Below are 15,832 nucleotides of genomic sequence, written 5' to 3'. Positions count from 1 at the left end.
TACAGTTAAGCGGAGATCGTCAGTTTCGCACGGCCCCCCACGTGCGGACAATGACCGGGACGAGGGCTTGTCGCTCCCTCCGTTCACGTGGTTCACTGACGGCGATCTCGCTAACTGTAAGCAAACTTTCCAGTTTTAGTTTGGCGGTTCTCCCTTTGGCTCGCGCCCTCTCCCCCGGGCAGGAACGCCTCTGGTTCCTGCACCAGCTCGACCCCGCAGACCCGTCCTACACGACCTGCCACGCCTACCGGCTGCGCGGCCCCCTCGACGTGCCGAGGCTGGCGCTGGCGTTCGAGACCGCGGCCGCCCGGCAGGAGAACCTGCGCACCCGGTTCCCGACCGCCGCCGCCGAGGTGCTGCCCCCGGGGCCGGTGCCGATCACCCGGCTCGGCGCGGCCGGCCCGGACGAGGCGCGGGAGATGGTGCGCGAGCTGGCCAACGCGCCGATGGACCTGTCGCAGCCGCCGATCAAGGTGGTGCTGATCGAGCTGGCCCCCGACGACCACGTGCTGGCCGTCGCGCTGCACCACATCATCGCCGACGGCCTGTCGGTGGCGGTGCTGGCCCGCGAGCTGGCCGACGCGTACGGCGGAACTGGAGCGCTCCCACCGCTGAAACCGCAGGTCCACGCGCCCGAGGCGGGGCACACCAGCTGGTGGGTGGAGCGGCTGCGGGACGTGCCGGTGCTCGACCTGCCGACCGACCTGCCGCGCCCGGCCCGGCGCGGCGGCGCGGGCGCCGAGGTGATCGTGGCGATCGACGCGGCGACCGCCGCGCGGGCCGCCGAGACGGCGCGGGCCATGCGGGCCACCCCGTTCATGCTCTACCTGACGGCGTTCGCGGTGTTCCTGGCACGGCACTCGGGCCAGGACGACTTCTGCTTCGGCACCCCGGTTTCCCGCCGCGACGACGTCGGCCTGGAGCAGGTCATCGGCCACCTGACCAACATGCTCCCGCTGCGATTAGCCCCGGCCGGCACGTTCGCCGAAGCGGTCAAGGCGACCCGGCGGACGCTGATCGAGGCCATGTCCCACGCCGACGTGCCGCTGGAGCGCGTCATCGCCGAGCTCGGCCTCCCCCGCGACCTGAGCCGCACGCCGGTCTACCAGACCATGTTCGCCCTGCACAGCTACACCGCCGACACGGTGTCGAGCCCGCTCCCCGGCCTCGACGCCGAGGCGTTCCCGAGCGGCTTCACCGGCGCCCGCTGCGACCTGTCGCTCGACCTGTGGCCCCACTCCGACGGCACGATGACCGGCTCGCTGATCTACTCCACCGAGTTGTTCACCGAGGCCACCGCCCGCCACATGGGCGCCCGGTTCGCCACCCTGCTGGCCGCCCTCCTCGACGACCCCGACCGGCCGCTCGACGCCGTCGACCTGCTGCCCCCCGCCGAGCGGGCCTGGCTGACCGAGCAGGGCCGGGGCGCACCCGGTCACGACGTCGCCACCTGGACCTCGCTGTTCGCCGAGCAGGCCCAACACACCCCCGACGCCCTCGCCGTCGACGACGTCACCTACGGCGAACTGCTGAGCTGGGCGACGTCGGTCGCCGCCTCGCTGCCGCCCGCGCGGCTGGTCGCGATCAGGACCTCGCGGGGCGTGCAGACCGTCGTGGCGATGCTGGCGGCCCACTTCGCGGGGGCGGCCTACCTGCCGGTCGACCCGGCCTATCCGCAGGCGCGTGTTGAATACATTCTGAAAGATTCAGGCGCGGAGGTCGTGCTGCGCGACGAGGACCTCGCCGTCCCGGAAGCCGACTTCACTCCCACCTCCTCTGACGCGCCCGCTTACATTCTCTACACCTCGGGGTCAACCGGCCGGCCCAAGGGCGTGGTCGTGCCGCACCCCGCGCTCGCCAATCTGCTGCTCGGCATGCGGGACGTCGTCGGGTCGACGCCCGGCGACGTGTGGCTGGCGCTCACCAGCACCGCGTTCGACATCTCGGCCGTCGAGCTGTTCCTGCCGCTGATCACCGGCGGGCGGGTGGTGTTCGCCGACGACGCCCGCGACGCCGGGGTGGTCGGCGACCTGATCCGCGACCACGGGGTCACCCACGTGCAGGCGACGCCGTCGGGCTGGCGGGTGCTGCTCACCGCCGACTGGCCGCCGGTCACCGCGATCACCGCCGGGGAGCCCCTGCCACCCAAGCTGGCCCGGGAGCTGACCGCCCGCACCCGCCGCCTGATCAACGGCTACGGCCCCACCGAGACCACGATCTACTCGACCACCTGGGACGTGCCGCGCGACGCCGAGGCGATCAGCATCGGCCGCCCGACGCCGGGCACGGTCGTCCGCGTCGTCGCGCCCCACGGCGGCCCGGCCCCCATCGGGGTGCCCGGCGAGCTGCACATCGGCGGCCTCGGGGTCGCCCTGGGCTACCACGGCCGGCCGGAGCTGACCGCCGAGCGGTTCACCGCCGACGGGTTCTACCGGACCGGCGACCTGGTCAGGATGCTCGGCGACGGGACCCTGGAGTTCCTCGGCCGGACCGACAACCAGGTCAAGCTCCGGGGGCACCGGATCGAGCTCGGCGAGATCGAGACCGTGCTGGAGGCGATCGAGGGGGTCGGCCAGGCGGTCTGCGCCGTCCAGGACGACACGATCGTCGCGTTCGTCACCGGCGACGCCTCCCTGGTGGGCGACGAGACGCGGCGGGTGCTGCCGGCGTACATGGTGCCGAGCCGGGTCGTGGTGCTCGACGCGCTGCCGCTGACCCCCAACGGGAAGGTCGACCGCACGGCGCTGCCGAAGGCCGAGGCGACCCCGGCCCCGGCGCGCATGCTGAAGACGCGGACCGAGCGGCTGGTCGCCAAGGTGTTCGCCGACGTGCTGAACCGCGCGCTCCCGGGCGGCGACGACGACTTCTTCGCCCTGGGCGGGCACTCGCTGCTGGCCACCCGGGTGATCGCCCGCCTGCCGGTCCGGCTGCCGGTGAGCACGGTGTTCCTGCACCCCACGGTCGCCGGGCTGGCCGCCCAGGTCGACGCGGCCCGCCCGCCGGTCGACCACGTGCCCCGGCCGCGCCCGGCCGGGACCACGCCGCCGCTGTCGGCGGGCCAGGAGCGCCTCTGGTTCCTCAACCGGCTCCACCCCGACACCGACGCCGGGTTCAACATGTGGCTGGTCCGCCGCCTGGCCGGCGACCTCGACCGGGCCCGGCTGCAGGACGCCCTGACCACGGTCGCGCGGCGGCACGAGATCCTGCGCACGAGCTTCCCGGCGGTCGACGGCGAGCCCGTCGTCGCGATCCTCGACACCACCCCGGTCATCGAGTGGATCACCGCCGACGACGCCGCCCGGCCGGTCGCCGACCGGGTCAACACCCCGTTCGACCTCACCGCCGGACCGGCGCTCCGGGTCACCGTGGTCGAGACGCCCGGCGCGCACGTGCTCTGCGTGGTGGCCCACCACATCACCGGCGACGGGGTGTCGCTGAACATCCTGCTCGACGAGCTCGCCGACGCCTACTCCGGCGTCGAGCTGCCGCCGGTGCCGCTGCAGTTCGGCGACGTCGCGGTCTGGCAGCGGGCCCGCGACGCCGGCGCGGCTGTCGACTACTGGCGGCGGCAGCTGGCCGCGCCGACCCCGCTCGACCTGCACCCCGACCGGCCCCGCACCGGCAACGCCGGGCCGGGCGCGACGGTCTCCTTCCGCGTCGGGCTCCCCGAGACCGAGCGGCTGGTCGCGCTGGCCCGCGACAACCGGGTGACGCTGTTCATGACGCTGCTGGCCGCCTACCAGACCACGCTGGCGCGGCACACCGGGCGCACCGACGTGCTCGTCGGCACCTCCAACGCCGGGCGCGACACCGTCGCGCTCGAATCGGTGATCGGCTACCTGACCGACATCCTGGTGCTGCGCGGCGACCTGTCGGGCGACCCGCTGTTCACCGACCTGCTGCGGGCGACCCGGACCACCGTCCTGGACGCCTTCCAGCACCGCGGCGTGCCGTTCGAGAAACTGGTCACCGAGTTGCGGCTGGAACGCGACCTGACCCGGACGCCGGTCTTCCAGACGATGGCGATCCTGCACACCCACGAGACCGGCCGGGTGCCGCGCCCGTTCGCCGGGCTGACCGTCACCGACCTGCCGAGCGGGCACGCCCAGGCCAAGTTCGACCTGCTGCTGGAGGCGTGGCAGGACGCCGAGGGCCTGCACGTCCAGCTGGAGTACGACACCCTGCTCTACGACGCCGCCACGGCCGAGGGCCTGGCCGCCCGGCTGAAGACGCTGCTGCTCGGCGTGGTGGCCGACCCCGCGCGGCGGCTGTCGGAGCTGCCGCTGCTGACCGACGCCGACCGGGCCTTCCTGGAGGAGGCCGGGCACGGCCCTGCGCTGCCCGAGCCCGAACGGGTGCCCGCGATGATCGCCCGGCAGATCGCCGAACGGCCCGGCGCGGTGGCCATCCGGACCGACGGGCGCACCGTGACCTACGGGGAGCTGCCGATCGCCGTCCACGAGAACGGGCGCACGATCCGGGAGGTCGGGCTCGACCGCACCCCCGAAGGGATCGGGGCGCTTCTGGGGGCCTGGGCCTCCGGGGCGGCGTACCTGCCGGTCGACCCGGCGCTGCCCGAGGCGCGCAAGGCGTTCCTGCGCTCGGAGGCCGCCGGGGGAAGCCACGAGGACGCCGCCTACGTGTTGTTCACCTCGGGCTCCACCGGGACGCCCAAGGGCGTCGTGGTCGGGCACCGGGCGCTGGCCACGCGGGTGGCGTGGATGCGGGAGGCGTACGGGCTGACGCCCGGCGACCACGTGGTGCAGTTCGCGGCCTACTCGTTCGACACCCACGCCGAGGAGATCTATCCGGCGCTGGCGGCCGGGGCCACCCTCGAACTGCTGCCCGGCGGGCCGCTCACGCTGCCGGCCCTCCTGGCCTCGCCGCGCGGGCGCGACGTGACCGTGCTCGACCTGCCGACGGCCTACTTCCACGAACTGGTCACCCTCGACGTCGAGATGCCCCCGGGGCTGCGGCTGGTCGTCCTCGGCGGCGAGGAGCTGAGCGGCGCGGCCGTGGCCCGGTGGCGGGCGCGGTTCGGCGATTCGGTCCGCCTGGTGAACACCTACGGACCGACCGAGGGCACCATCATCGCGACGGCCGGTGACGTGACCGACGAGGAGCGCCCGTCGATCGGGCGGCCCGTCGGGGGCGTGGTGGCGCTGGTGCTGGACGCCCACGGGCATCCCGTGCCGCCGGGCATGCCGGGCGAGCTCTGCCTGGGCGGCTCCGGTCTGGCCGACGGCTACCTCAACCGGCCCGCGCTGACCGCCGAACGCTTCCGGCCCACTCCGGAGGGACGGCTCTACCTGACCGGCGACCGGGCCCGCTTCCGGCCCGACGGGCGGCTGGAGTTCCTCGGGCGGGCCGACGACCAGGTGAAGGTGCGCGGCCACCGGATCGAACCGGCCGAGGTCGAACTGCGGCTGACCGCGCATCCGGCGGTCACCGGGGCCGTGGTGGTGGCCGACGCCGACCGGCTGGTCGCCTACGTCACCGGAACCCGGACCGACCTGGCCGAATGGGCGGGCGACGCGCTGCCGGCGTACATGATCCCCTCGGTCTGGATGTGGCTGGACGCGCTGCCGCTGACCCCCCACGGGAAGGTCGACAAACGGGCGCTGCCCGCGCCCGACGCGGGCGCCTCGCTCGGGCACGTCGAACCGCGCGGCGACGCCGAGGCCCTGGTCGCCGAGGTGTACGACTCGGTCCTCGGCCTCACCGGGGTCGGCGCGCTGGACGACTTCTTCGCCATCGGCGGCCACTCGCTGCTGGCGGCCCGCGCGCTGGCCCGGATCAAGGCCATCACCGGGATCGAGGTGCCGATCAGGGTCATCTTCGACTCCCCCACCGTGGAGAAGCTGGCCGCCGTGCTGGAGGAGATGATCGTCGCCGAGCTCGACGAGCTCTCCGACGAGGAGGCCGCCGCGCTCGTCCACGGGAGGCCCCAGTGATCTTCTCCGGGCTGCCCGCCCGCGAGGGCCCGCTCACGATGGGCCAGGCCAACATGGTGCGCTGCGTGCGCACCGACCCGCCGGAGCACATGAACTACCGGGTTGTCCGCGGCCTCCCGGCCGGAATCCCGGTGGAGGACGCGGTGCGCCGCCTGGTCGGCCGGCACGAGTCGCTCCGGACCACCTTCCACGGCGACGTGCAGCGGGTGCACGGCTCCGGGGAGATCGCCCTCGGCCCCGAGGCCGACCACACGGTCCGGTTCGACCTGGAGCACGAACTGCCGCTGCGGGTGGGGGTGTCCGGCGACCAGGTGACGCTGGTGACCACCCACAGCGCCGCCGACGCGGCCGGGCTCGCCGTGCTGCTGGCCGACTGGGACGACATCGTCGTCGGCAAGCCGCTCGACCCCGTCACCGCGCCCCAGCCCGTGGACGTCGCGCTCGCCGAGACCTCCCCGGCGGGGCGCAAGCGGGCCGAGGCGGCGCTGCGCTACTGGGACGGCGCGTTGTCGCGGGTGCCACGCTCGACGCTGACCGTGTCGGTCGACGACACCGGCCACGAGTGGCGGCTGCCGCGCCTTCGGGTGCGCTCGGCCGGGGCGGCCCGCGCGCTGGCCCGCATCTCGGCCCGGACGGGCGTCAGCGGCTCGGCCGCCGTCCTGGCCGCCTACGCGGCGCTGGCCGGGCTGCGGGGCGGCCTGCCGCTGACGCCGGTGTTGTCGATCTCGGCCAACCGGTTCCGCCCCGACCTGCGCTCCTACGTCGGCCCGCTGGCGCAGGACGCCCTGGTCCCGGTGCCGGTCTCGGCCTCCTTCGAGGAGGTGCTCGCGGGGGTGCGGGGGGCGGCGCTGGGGGCGTACCAGAACAGCCGCTTCGACGCGGACGCGCTGATCGCCATCATGGAGCGGGTGCAACGCGACCGCGGCGTGTTCTTCGCCCGCGACCTGGTCTTCAACGACATGAGCGGCACCGGCCGCACCGGGCGTCCGGCGACGACGGGCGACGAGGTGCGCGCGGTGTGGCTGCCGGAGTCGACCCTGCCGTGCCGGACGGCGTTGTGGGTGCACCGCCTGCACGGCGAACTCGACCTGACCCTGTGGGCCGACCCGCGCGTGCTGCCCAGGGAGGACGCGCTGAGGCTCGGCGAGGGAATCGCGAAAGTATTGATCGCGGCCGGGGACGGAAATGCCGTGACTATTCCCGAAATTTCAGGGATCGTCCCGATTGAGCGAGACGATTCCTGGGTGTTCAGCGATGGCCAATGGGTCTCACTGCCGGAAGTGACGAAACTCGTGACGGACGCCTGCGGCATTCCCGCGTCGGTGGATTCCGCCCTCGCCTGCCACGCGCCGACGACCATGACCCCGGCGGAATTGCACACGAAATGCCTCAGCCTCCTCCCCGGCCGAATGGCGGCGATCACCCCCCGCCATTACGTCCTGGCGGGAGGCGAAGGACCGGGGCGCTGAAAGCGGTCTCATTTCCCGAAATTTCGGCAAAAGCGCGCGGCCAGAACGGCAGCACCCGCCAGAATCGTCGCGCGGGTACATGCGCCGCCTTCCGCGCCGGCACGTCGGCGACGGCCACACGGGTGCCCCGCGCCCCTGGTGCGGGACCAGCGCGGGCGCGTCGACTCACCCTGCGCGACCGAACCCGCCGCCGCTCACGCCGACAACGTGGAGGTTCGGTTCGCACGGGCCCGTCGGGTGGCAGGTCGGTTCACCCTGCGCGCAAGCCCCGCCGCCGCTCGCATCTGCGACGTCAGGCTGGGTTTGCGCGGGCCCGTCGGGTGGCAGGCCGGTTCACCCTGCGCGCAAGCCCCGCCGCCGCTCGCATCTGCGACGTCAGGCTGGGTTTGCGCGGGCACGTCGGGTGGCCTTGCGTGGTCGGGTGGCCGGCCAGGCGGAGCCGTAACGGAAAAGCTTGTGGAACTCGGCGGCGGGATAGTGGTGGGCGGCGGGAAGGGGGATCAGGCTTCTGGGAGAAGGGTGGGGAGGGCGCGTTCGAGGGCGCGGGTCCAATAGGGCCAGTCGTGTTTGCCGTTGCCGTAGAGGTCGGTTTCGACCGTCAGGCCGGCGAGTCGCGCGGCGCGGAGGAAGCGCTGGTTCTGGCGGAGGATGGACTGTTCGCCGAAGTCGGTGCCGTCTCCCTCGTCGAATTCGCCCGGTTCGCCGTTGCCCGATGAGACGTAGAGGCGCAGGTCTTTCAGTCGGTCGGCGAGGTCGGCGGGGTTGTGGGCGCGCCAGTTGTCCTCGCGGGCCGGGAGGGGGCCCCACAGCTTGTCGGGGTCGGCGCCGTTGTCCTTCAGGAACGAGGAGAAACCGGGGACGTCCATTCTGATGTCGAGCACCCCGGAGAACGACGCCGCCGCCTCGAAGACGCCCGGGTTGCGGGCGGCGTAGCCCATCGCGCCGTGGCCGCCCATCGACAGGCCCGCGACGGCGCGGCGCCCGCCCACCCCGTAGCGGTCCTCCACCAGGGGGAGCATCTCCTTCAGGTGGAAGGTCTCCCACTTCGGGCCGTCGAGCCAGTCGGCGTACCAGCCGTCCGTGCCGCCCTCCGGCACGACCACGACCGCCTTCAGGCCGGCGGTCACCCGCGCCGCCTCTCCCTTGGTCAGCCACGTGTCGCCGGTCGGCTCGCAGCAGCCGTGCAGGAGGTAGAGGACCGGCCAGCCGGTGGAGCCCGGCGTCCAGCCCGCCGGCTTGAGCACCCACACCAGCGCCTCGCGGCCGAGGGCGGCCGAGGCGATCGTCAGGAGGTCCTGGCGGTCGTCGACGGCGACGGTGTCGGCCACGCGGGGGGTGAGGGCGGTCGTCAAGGGGGCCTGCCTTTCCTGGGGGGCGGCGGAGCATCCGGCGGCAAGGAGAACCAGAGGTAAACTCACCGCCAGCAAAATACGTCTCATATGTGACTTCTATCTAAATTTTGATCATTTGGGTAGGGGTCAAGATTTATGGGTAAACGACGTACTCGGTGCCTCGATACCCCCTGAAACGCCGGGAAATAGCGGCTGGTCAGAGCGGTCACAGAGATCAAAGTGATGCTTACGGCACGGAAAGTTAACATGTACGTTCATAACCGTTAAGCTCAGCAACCCCATTCAGGTCACACTCGTGACTAGGTTTCCTGGGACCCCCATCCCTGGGGGGTTACCGCCCTTTGAGGAGTTGACCCGTGCGAGTCCTGGCCGTTGTCCCCGCCCGCGGTGGTTCGGTGGGAGTTCCGCTGAAGAACCTGGAGCGGGTCGGAGGAATCCCCCTGGTCTCCCGGGCCGTCAGCGCGCTCGTCCGCGCCGGGTCCGTCGACACCGTGGTCGTGAGCACCGACCACCAGGGGATCGCCGCCGCCGCCGAGGCCGCCGGCGCCCAGGTCGTCGACCGCCCCGCCGACATCGCGGGTGCGACCGCGTCGAGCGAGTCGGCCGTCCTGCACGCCCTGTCGTCGCTCGACGAGACCCCCGAGGTCGTCCTGCTCGTCCAGTGCACCAGCGCGTTCATCGACCCCGCCGACGTCGACGCCGCCGTGGCGAAGGTGCTGTCGGGCGAGGCCGACGTCGTGTTCTCCGGTCTTGAGACCTACGAGTTCATCTGGACGGAGGGCGGCGAGGGCGTCAACCACGACCCCGCGACCCGCCCGCGCCGCCAGGACCGGGAGCCCCACTACCGCGAGACCGGCGCCTTCTACGCCATGCGCGCCCAGGGGTTCCTGGAGGCCGGCCACCGCTTCTTCGGCACCGTCGCCGTGCAGCCGGTCAAGAGCGTGACCGCCCACGAGATCGACACCCCCGAAGACCTCGAGATCGTGCGCGCGCTGGCCCACGTGGTCGACGCCCCGCTGCCGATCGACGTCGACGCCGTGGTCACCGACTTCGACGGCGTGCACACCGACGACCGCGCGTTCGTCGACTCCGAGGGCCGCGAGATGGTCGCCGTCTCCCGCGCCGACGGCATGGGCGTCTCGCTGCTGCTGCGCGCCGGGGTCAAGGTGCTGGTCCTGTCGACCGAGCAGAACCCGGTCGTGGCCGCCCGCGCCCGCAAGCTCGGCGTGCCGGTGCTGCAGGGCCTGTCGGCCAAGCAGAACGCGCTGGCCGACTGGCTGGCCATCGAGGGCCTCGACCCCGAGCGGGTCGCCTACGTCGGCAACGACGTCAACGACCTCGGCTGCATGGCGCTGGTCGGCTGGCCGGTCACCGTGCCCGAGGCCCGCGCCGAGGTGCGCAAGGCCGCCCGGGTCGTGCTGACCCAGAGCGGCGGCGCCGGCGCCGTCCGCGAGCTGGCCGACCGGGTGCTCGCCGCCCGGCCCGCGACCCCCGCCGCGCCCGCCCCGGCCCTCCGGCCGCGCGCCGTCACGGTCGAGCCGAAGGCCGTCGCCATCGGCGAGAAGCTGCTCGGAGCGGGTCACCCGGTCTACGTCATCGGCGAGATCGGCATCAACCACAACGGCGACGTCGAGATCGCCAAGAAGCTCATCGACGTGGCCGTCGAGGCCGGGTGCGACGCGGTCAAGTTCCAGAAGCGCACGCCCGAGATCTGCGTGCCGATGGAGCAGCGTTCGCAGATCCGGCAGACTCCGTGGGGCGAGATGACCTACATGGAGTACAAGATCCGGACCGAGTTCGGCAAGGACGAGTACCAGCAGATCGCGCTCTACTGCGCCGAGCGGGGCATCGACTGGTTCGCCTCCCCGTGGGACGTCCCGTCGGTCGAGTTCCTCGAGAACATGAACGTGCTGACCCACAAGGTCGCCTCGGCGTCGATCACCGACCACGAGCTGCTGCGGGCGCTGGCCGAGACCCGCAAGCCGATCCTGCTCTCGACCGGCATGTCGACCCTGGAGGAGATCGACGCCGCCGTCGATATCCTGGGCACCCAGAACCTGGTCATGATGCACGCCACCTCGACCTACCCCCTGCCTCCCGAGGAGGCCAACCTGCGCACGATCCTGACCCTCCGCGAGCGCTACGGCGTGCCGGTGGGCTACTCGGGCCACGAGCGCGGCCTGCAGATCTCGCTGGCGGCCGTCACCCTCGGCGCCGTCACGGTCGAGCGTCACATCACCCTCGACCGCACGATGTGGGGCTCCGACCACGCCGCCTCGCTGGAGCCGAGCGGCCTGGAGCACCTCGTCCGCGACATCCGCATCATCGAGAAGGCCCTGGGCGACGGCGTCAAGCGCGTCTTCCCCGGCGAGGAGGCCCCCCGGGCCCGCCTGCGCAGGGTGACCGTGTGATCAGCCTTTCGGTGATCGTCCCGGTCCGCGACGGCGCGCCCTTCATCGCCGACGCGCTCACGTCGCTGGTGCGCAACCAGCGCGCCGACTTCGAGTACATCGTCGTGGACGACGGCTCGGCCGACGACACGGGCGCGATCACCGACGAGTTCCGCGCGGAACTCCCCGGCCTGCACCTGATCCGCAATCAGGTGCCGGTCGGGCTGGCCGACGCCCGCAACACCGGGCTGAAGCTGGCCTCCGGCCGCTACGTGACCTTCCTCGACGGCGACGACTGGATCGGCCGGGGCTACCTGGCCGACCTCGTCGCCGCGATCGACGGTCTGGGCTGCGACTTCGTGCGTGTCGACCACGTACAGGTCAACGGCCTGAAGAGAGAGACCCACCGCGCGCCGGTCGCCCGGCGCGGGGTGGTGCTCGACCCGCGTGACTCGATCATGCCGCCCGACGCCAAGACGATGGTCGACTACCCCTACGCGTGGGCCGGGGTCTACCGGCGCGAGTCGCTCGGCGACCTGCTCACCTTCCCGGGCGGCCTCCACACGGCCGAGGACCGTCCGTGGATCTGGCGGCTGCACCAGCGGGCCCGGTCGTTCGCGGCGGTCTCGCTGGCCGGCGTCTTCTACCGCCGGGGCGTGCCGCAGTCGCTCACCCAGATCGGCGACGAGCGGCAGCTCCACTTCTTCGACGCCTTCGACCTGGTCTTCGAGGAGGTGGAGGAGCGGTTCCTGCCGAAGGTGGTGCGCACCTTCCTGGCCCTGCTCGACAACCACCTGGCCAACAACGAGCGGTTCACGCCCGAGATCCTGGCCAAGTTCGAGGCGCGCGGCGCCGACCGGCTGGGCCGCCTGCCCGAGGCGATGGTCAGGGAGAGCTTCGACGCCATCGAGCCCGACCGCCGGGAGTACATCGCCCGGCTCCTGGAGGTTTCGTGACGCAGGTCTTCCACGCCTCGCGGTTCTTCGGCGCCATGTCCCTGGCGGCGGCCATCGACGCCGGGGCCTTCGGCCCGCCGGGCTCCGCCGAGCGGGTCCTGATCGTCACCAACAACGCCGCCATCCCCGAGGCCGCGCTCGGCCTCGACGAGGCGCCCGGGTTCGGGGCGCTGCGCGACCGGTTCGACCGGATCGTCTCCTGGAACGAGATCATCGCGCCGCTCCACCCGTCCGACTGGAAGCCCCGGTCGATCGAGGCCCCCATGCTCGGCCGCCTCCTGCAGACGGCGATGGGCCTGGAGCACATCGAGGAGATGGTGCTGGAGTCGGTCATCGTGCCGCCCGCGCGGGCCCTGCCGGGCCTGTTCAAGGACGCCATGCTGACGATCTACTCCGACGGCCTGATGGCCCACAGCCCGACCCGCGACGTGCTCCCGGGCGAGATCTCCCAGCGCATCACCCGCCTCCTCCACCTCGACCTGGTCCCCGGGCTGACCCCGCTGCTGCTGACCGAATACGGCGTGCCGCCGCAGGCCGTGCCGCCGGGGGCGTTCACCGACGTCGTCGGCCGGGTCGCGGCGGCGTCGGGGCCGATGCCCGACGGCGAGGCGATCGTGCTGGGCCAGTACCTGTCGTCGCTGGGCATCCTCACCCCCGACGAGGAGTTCAAGCTCCACGCCGACATGATCCGCGGCGTCATCGCGCGCGGGCACCGGTCGATCGTCTTCAAGCCCCACCCGGCCGCCGGCCGCCGCCAGGGCCGCGAGCTGGCCCAGATCGCGGCGGGCCTGAACGCGAGCCTGACGGTGGCGCCCGACGAGGCGCCGGCGGAGGTCCTGTTCGCCTCCCGGCGCGCCCGCCTGGTGGTGAGCTGCTTCTCCACGGCCCTGATGACCGCCCGCCGCTTCTTCGGCCTGCCGGTCGCCACGGTGGGCTCCGACCTGCTGCTGGAGCGGCTGACGCCGTACGAGAACAGCAACCGGGTGCCCGTCACGATCGTCGACGCCACGGTCCCCCGCCTCGACGCCGACGGCACGCTGACCGAGCCCTCGGTCGCCGACGCGGCCGGGCTGGTCGACGCGGTCGCCTACTGCATGCAGAGCGCAGCCCACCCGGGGCTGCGGCCGGCGGCCGAGGCGTACATCAGGGCCAACGGGCCGATGCGCTACTTCAAGAAGAAGCGGCTTGAGGCGCTGGGCCTCATCGACCGGCCCGCGCCGCCGCCTCCCCCGCCGCCGAAGACCGGCCTGGCCCGGCTGAAGCAGATCGTCAAAGGCTGATCGGTTCCGGGTGATACCAAAGGGGTATTCCACACATTCTGTGACGTGAGGTTTCGGCACTCTTGCCGTTATGTCCACCCCTCTCAAACAGATCATCGCCGGCGGAATGGCCGCCGCCGGCGTGCTCGCCCCCACCGCGCCGGCCGAGGCGTCGGCGGCGGGGGCTCCGCTGAGACTCGCGGGCACCTCCTGGTTCGCCGGCGGCGGCGTGCCCGTCTGCGGCGCCAGCACCGCCACCAGCTGCGCCGGGCAGAGGCACGTCGGCGGCGTCTCCTACAACTGGTGGCAGTGCGTGGAGCTGCCGCAGCGCTTCTACCTGAAGCGCGGCTGGCACTCGGGGATCTTCTCCGGTGTCGGCATCGCCTCGCAGATCTTCACCCGGGCGGCGGCGCTCGGCATGGAGCGGCAGGCCAACGGCTCGATCAAGGCGATCGTGCCGGGCGACATGGTCGTCATGAACCGCAGCGGCGCGGCCGGTCACGTGGTCGTGGTCGAACGCGTCACCGTCAACAAGGACGGCACCAGGAACGTCGTGACCGTCGGGCAGAACTCCCAGGTGGTGCGCAACCCGATGCGCTGGCACGGCGGGCGGCTCGACTCGTTCTGGGCGTCGTACAGCGTCGCGGGCGTCGTGCACGCGAAGAAGAACATCGGCATCCTGTCGACCGACGGCGGCCCGGCCGACTACCCGGCGCTGGTGAACGGCGGCGGCGCCCGGCCGTTCGGCGCGGGCTACCTGGCGGTCACCTCGACCGGCCAGGTCTTCGGCGGCCTGCCCGGCGCGGCCCCGGCCGTGTCGGGGCGCGTCACCGACGCCGCCGTCACGCCGTCGGGCGCCGGTTACTGGCTGCTCTCGTCGTCGGGTCAGATCTTCCCGTACGGGGACGCCGCGCCCCCCGTCGCCCGCCCGGCCACCGCCGAGGGTGAGCTGGTGGCGATCGACGCGGCGCCGAACGGCTATCTGGTGACGACCTCGACGGGCCAGGTCTACGGGCCCGGCGTGTGGATCACCGCCTCGCCGGAGGGCTACAGCGGGCAGTTCGTCGACATCGAGGTGACGACGGGCGGCTACTGGCTGCTGACCTCGGCCGGGCAGGTGCACCCGTTCGGCGCGGCGAAGTGGTTCGGCAACGCGACGACGTTCGAGCGCGCGATCGTGGCCATGTCGGGCACCGCGACCGGCAAGGGCTACGTGATGGTCGACGTGGCGGGCAACGTGTTCGCCTTCGGCGACGCCGAACACCTGGGCGACCTGCCCGAGGGCTCGGCGGAGGCCGCCGACATCGCCGTCACGGCGACCGGTTACGTCGTCACGACGAAGACGGGCGTCCGGCACACGTTCGGCCCGGGTGCGGGGGTGACGAACCCGGGGCGGTTCAGCGGGACGTTCTGACCGGCATTGCCCGGAAGCGACATCTCCATACGGCCGGAGAACTGACGAGTGGTTCGCCGCGTCTTTAAGGACAGCCGCACCCGGAGCCCACGGCTCCGGGACGGCTCGTCCCTGGAACGTGACAACCCTCGGAGAGACCATGGCCACCCTGCGCTCCCTGCTCCTCGTCGGAGCCCTGCTCGCCCCCGCCGCCCTGTTCCCCGCCGCCGCCGCGGCCGACACCGTGCCCCAGCTGGTGGCGATCAGGGCCGACCGCCACCCCGGAATCGATCGCCTCGTCTTCGAGTTCCGGGGCGGGCTGCCACCCACGCGGATCGCCGAATACGTGCCCAAGCTGATCGAAGACGGTTCGGGCCACACCGTGCCGGTGCCCGGCGCGGCGAAGCTGGCCGTACGGTTCTTCGACGCCCGGGGCCACAACGACACGGGCGGCTCGACCTACGGCGCGGCCCGCCGGACCTACGCCCTGCCGGGCGTCATCCAGGTCGTCCGGACGGGCGACTGGGAGGCGACCCTGTCGTTCGGCGTCGGGCTGGCCAAGAAGGCGCCCTTCCGGATGTACACGCTGACCAAGCCGAGCCGGGTCGTCGTCGACTTCACGGTGAACTACCGCACCGTCCCGGTGAAGGCGTACTTCCTCGACCTGCCCCGCGAGCCCAGGCTCAAGGCCGTGTCGCGGCCGGTGATCCCGCCCAGCACCGCCAACGGCGCGCTCCAGCGGCTCTTCGCCGGGCCGACGGCGGCCGAGCAGGCGGCCGGGCTGCGCTTCGTGAACTCCGGCGCGACCGGCTACAGCAAGCTGACCGTGACGAACAAGGTCGCGCGGGTCTACCTGACGGGCAAGGTGAAGAGCGGCGGCGCGACGTTCACCATCGCCAACCACCTCAACGCGACCCTGAAGCAGTTCCCGACGGTGAAGTGGGTCAAGATCTACGACGCGGCCGGGAAGACCGGTCGGCCCGGCGGAAACAGCGACTCCATCCCCGAGTCCCTGGAGCCGTGAGTATTTATCCGCAGACGCCCACCGGCATCCGCGGT

The 15,832-nt window shown here is 72.4% G+C and carries 8 protein-coding genes; 7 read left to right on the top strand and 1 reads right to left on the bottom strand.

What is annotated here, in order from left to right:
* Positions 1-155 precede the first annotated feature (155 nt).
* Both AW271_RS02725 and AW271_RS02720 read left to right on the top strand, forming a co-directional pair.
* Positions 156-5,954, top strand: coding sequence for a non-ribosomal peptide synthetase (locus AW271_RS02725; RefSeq protein WP_062331161.1), 5,799 nt, complete (start codon positions 156-158; stop codon positions 5,952-5,954).
* The gene (locus tag AW271_RS02720; protein ID WP_062331158.1) at positions 5,951-7,423 is read left to right on the top strand and encodes a condensation domain-containing protein; all 1,473 of its coding nucleotides are present in this window, start codon (positions 5,951-5,953) and stop codon (positions 7,421-7,423) included. Before AW271_RS02725 ends, AW271_RS02720 begins: the two co-directional genes overlap by 4 nt.
* A 500-nt stretch (positions 7,424-7,923) precedes the next feature.
* Here the strand turns inward: AW271_RS02720 and AW271_RS02715 are convergent, their stop codons facing one another.
* Entirely contained in the window at positions 7,924-8,775 is an 852-nt protein-coding gene (locus AW271_RS02715) for an alpha/beta hydrolase (protein WP_169806264.1), read from the bottom strand.
* Between the two features lie 356 nt (positions 8,776-9,131).
* Between AW271_RS02715 and AW271_RS38195 the strand changes: the two genes are divergently transcribed.
* The 5 genes from AW271_RS38195 (at position 9,132) to AW271_RS02685 (ending at position 15,797) form a co-directional block, all read left to right on the top strand.
* Positions 9,132-11,186, top strand: coding sequence for an N-acetylneuraminate synthase family protein (locus AW271_RS38195; protein WP_083975986.1), 2,055 nt, complete (start codon positions 9,132-9,134; stop codon positions 11,184-11,186).
* Entirely contained in the window at positions 11,183-12,121 is a 939-nt protein-coding gene (locus AW271_RS02700) for a glycosyltransferase family 2 protein (RefSeq protein ID WP_062331153.1), read from the top strand. Before AW271_RS38195 ends, AW271_RS02700 begins: the two co-directional genes overlap by 4 nt.
* The gene (locus tag AW271_RS02695) at positions 12,118-13,401 is read left to right on the top strand and encodes a polysialyltransferase family glycosyltransferase (RefSeq protein WP_218007923.1); all 1,284 of its coding nucleotides are present in this window, start codon (positions 12,118-12,120) and stop codon (positions 13,399-13,401) included. The genes AW271_RS02700 and AW271_RS02695 overlap by 4 nt, the downstream gene beginning before the upstream one ends.
* Positions 13,402-13,471: 70 nt before the next feature.
* Complete coding sequence (locus tag AW271_RS02690) at positions 13,472-14,794, top strand: CHAP domain-containing protein (protein WP_062331150.1); 1,323 nt, start codon at positions 13,472-13,474, stop codon at positions 14,792-14,794.
* A 139-nt stretch (positions 14,795-14,933) separates the two neighbouring features.
* Positions 14,934-15,797, top strand: coding sequence for a GerMN domain-containing protein (locus tag AW271_RS02685; protein WP_062331148.1), 864 nt, complete (start codon positions 14,934-14,936; stop codon positions 15,795-15,797).
* The last annotated feature ends 35 nt before the right edge of the window (positions 15,798-15,832 follow it).

It is taken from the genome of Herbidospora sakaeratensis, assembly GCF_001570525.1.
In the GTDB taxonomy this organism is placed as follows: Bacteria; Actinomycetota; Actinomycetes; order Streptosporangiales; family Streptosporangiaceae; genus Herbidospora; species Herbidospora sakaeratensis.
Note: the sequence above shows the minus strand (reverse complement) of the source record. Positions and strands in the feature narration are given on the sequence as shown.

Coding starts and splice junctions, on each gene's coding strand:
- AW271_RS02685 (WP_062331148.1), top strand. CDS start 14,934: ATGGCCACCCTGCGCTCCCTGCTCCTCGTCGGAGCCCTGCTCGCCCCC.
- AW271_RS02690 (WP_062331150.1), top strand. CDS start 13,472: ATGTCCACCCCTCTCAAACAGATCATCGCCGGCGGAATGGCCGCCGCC.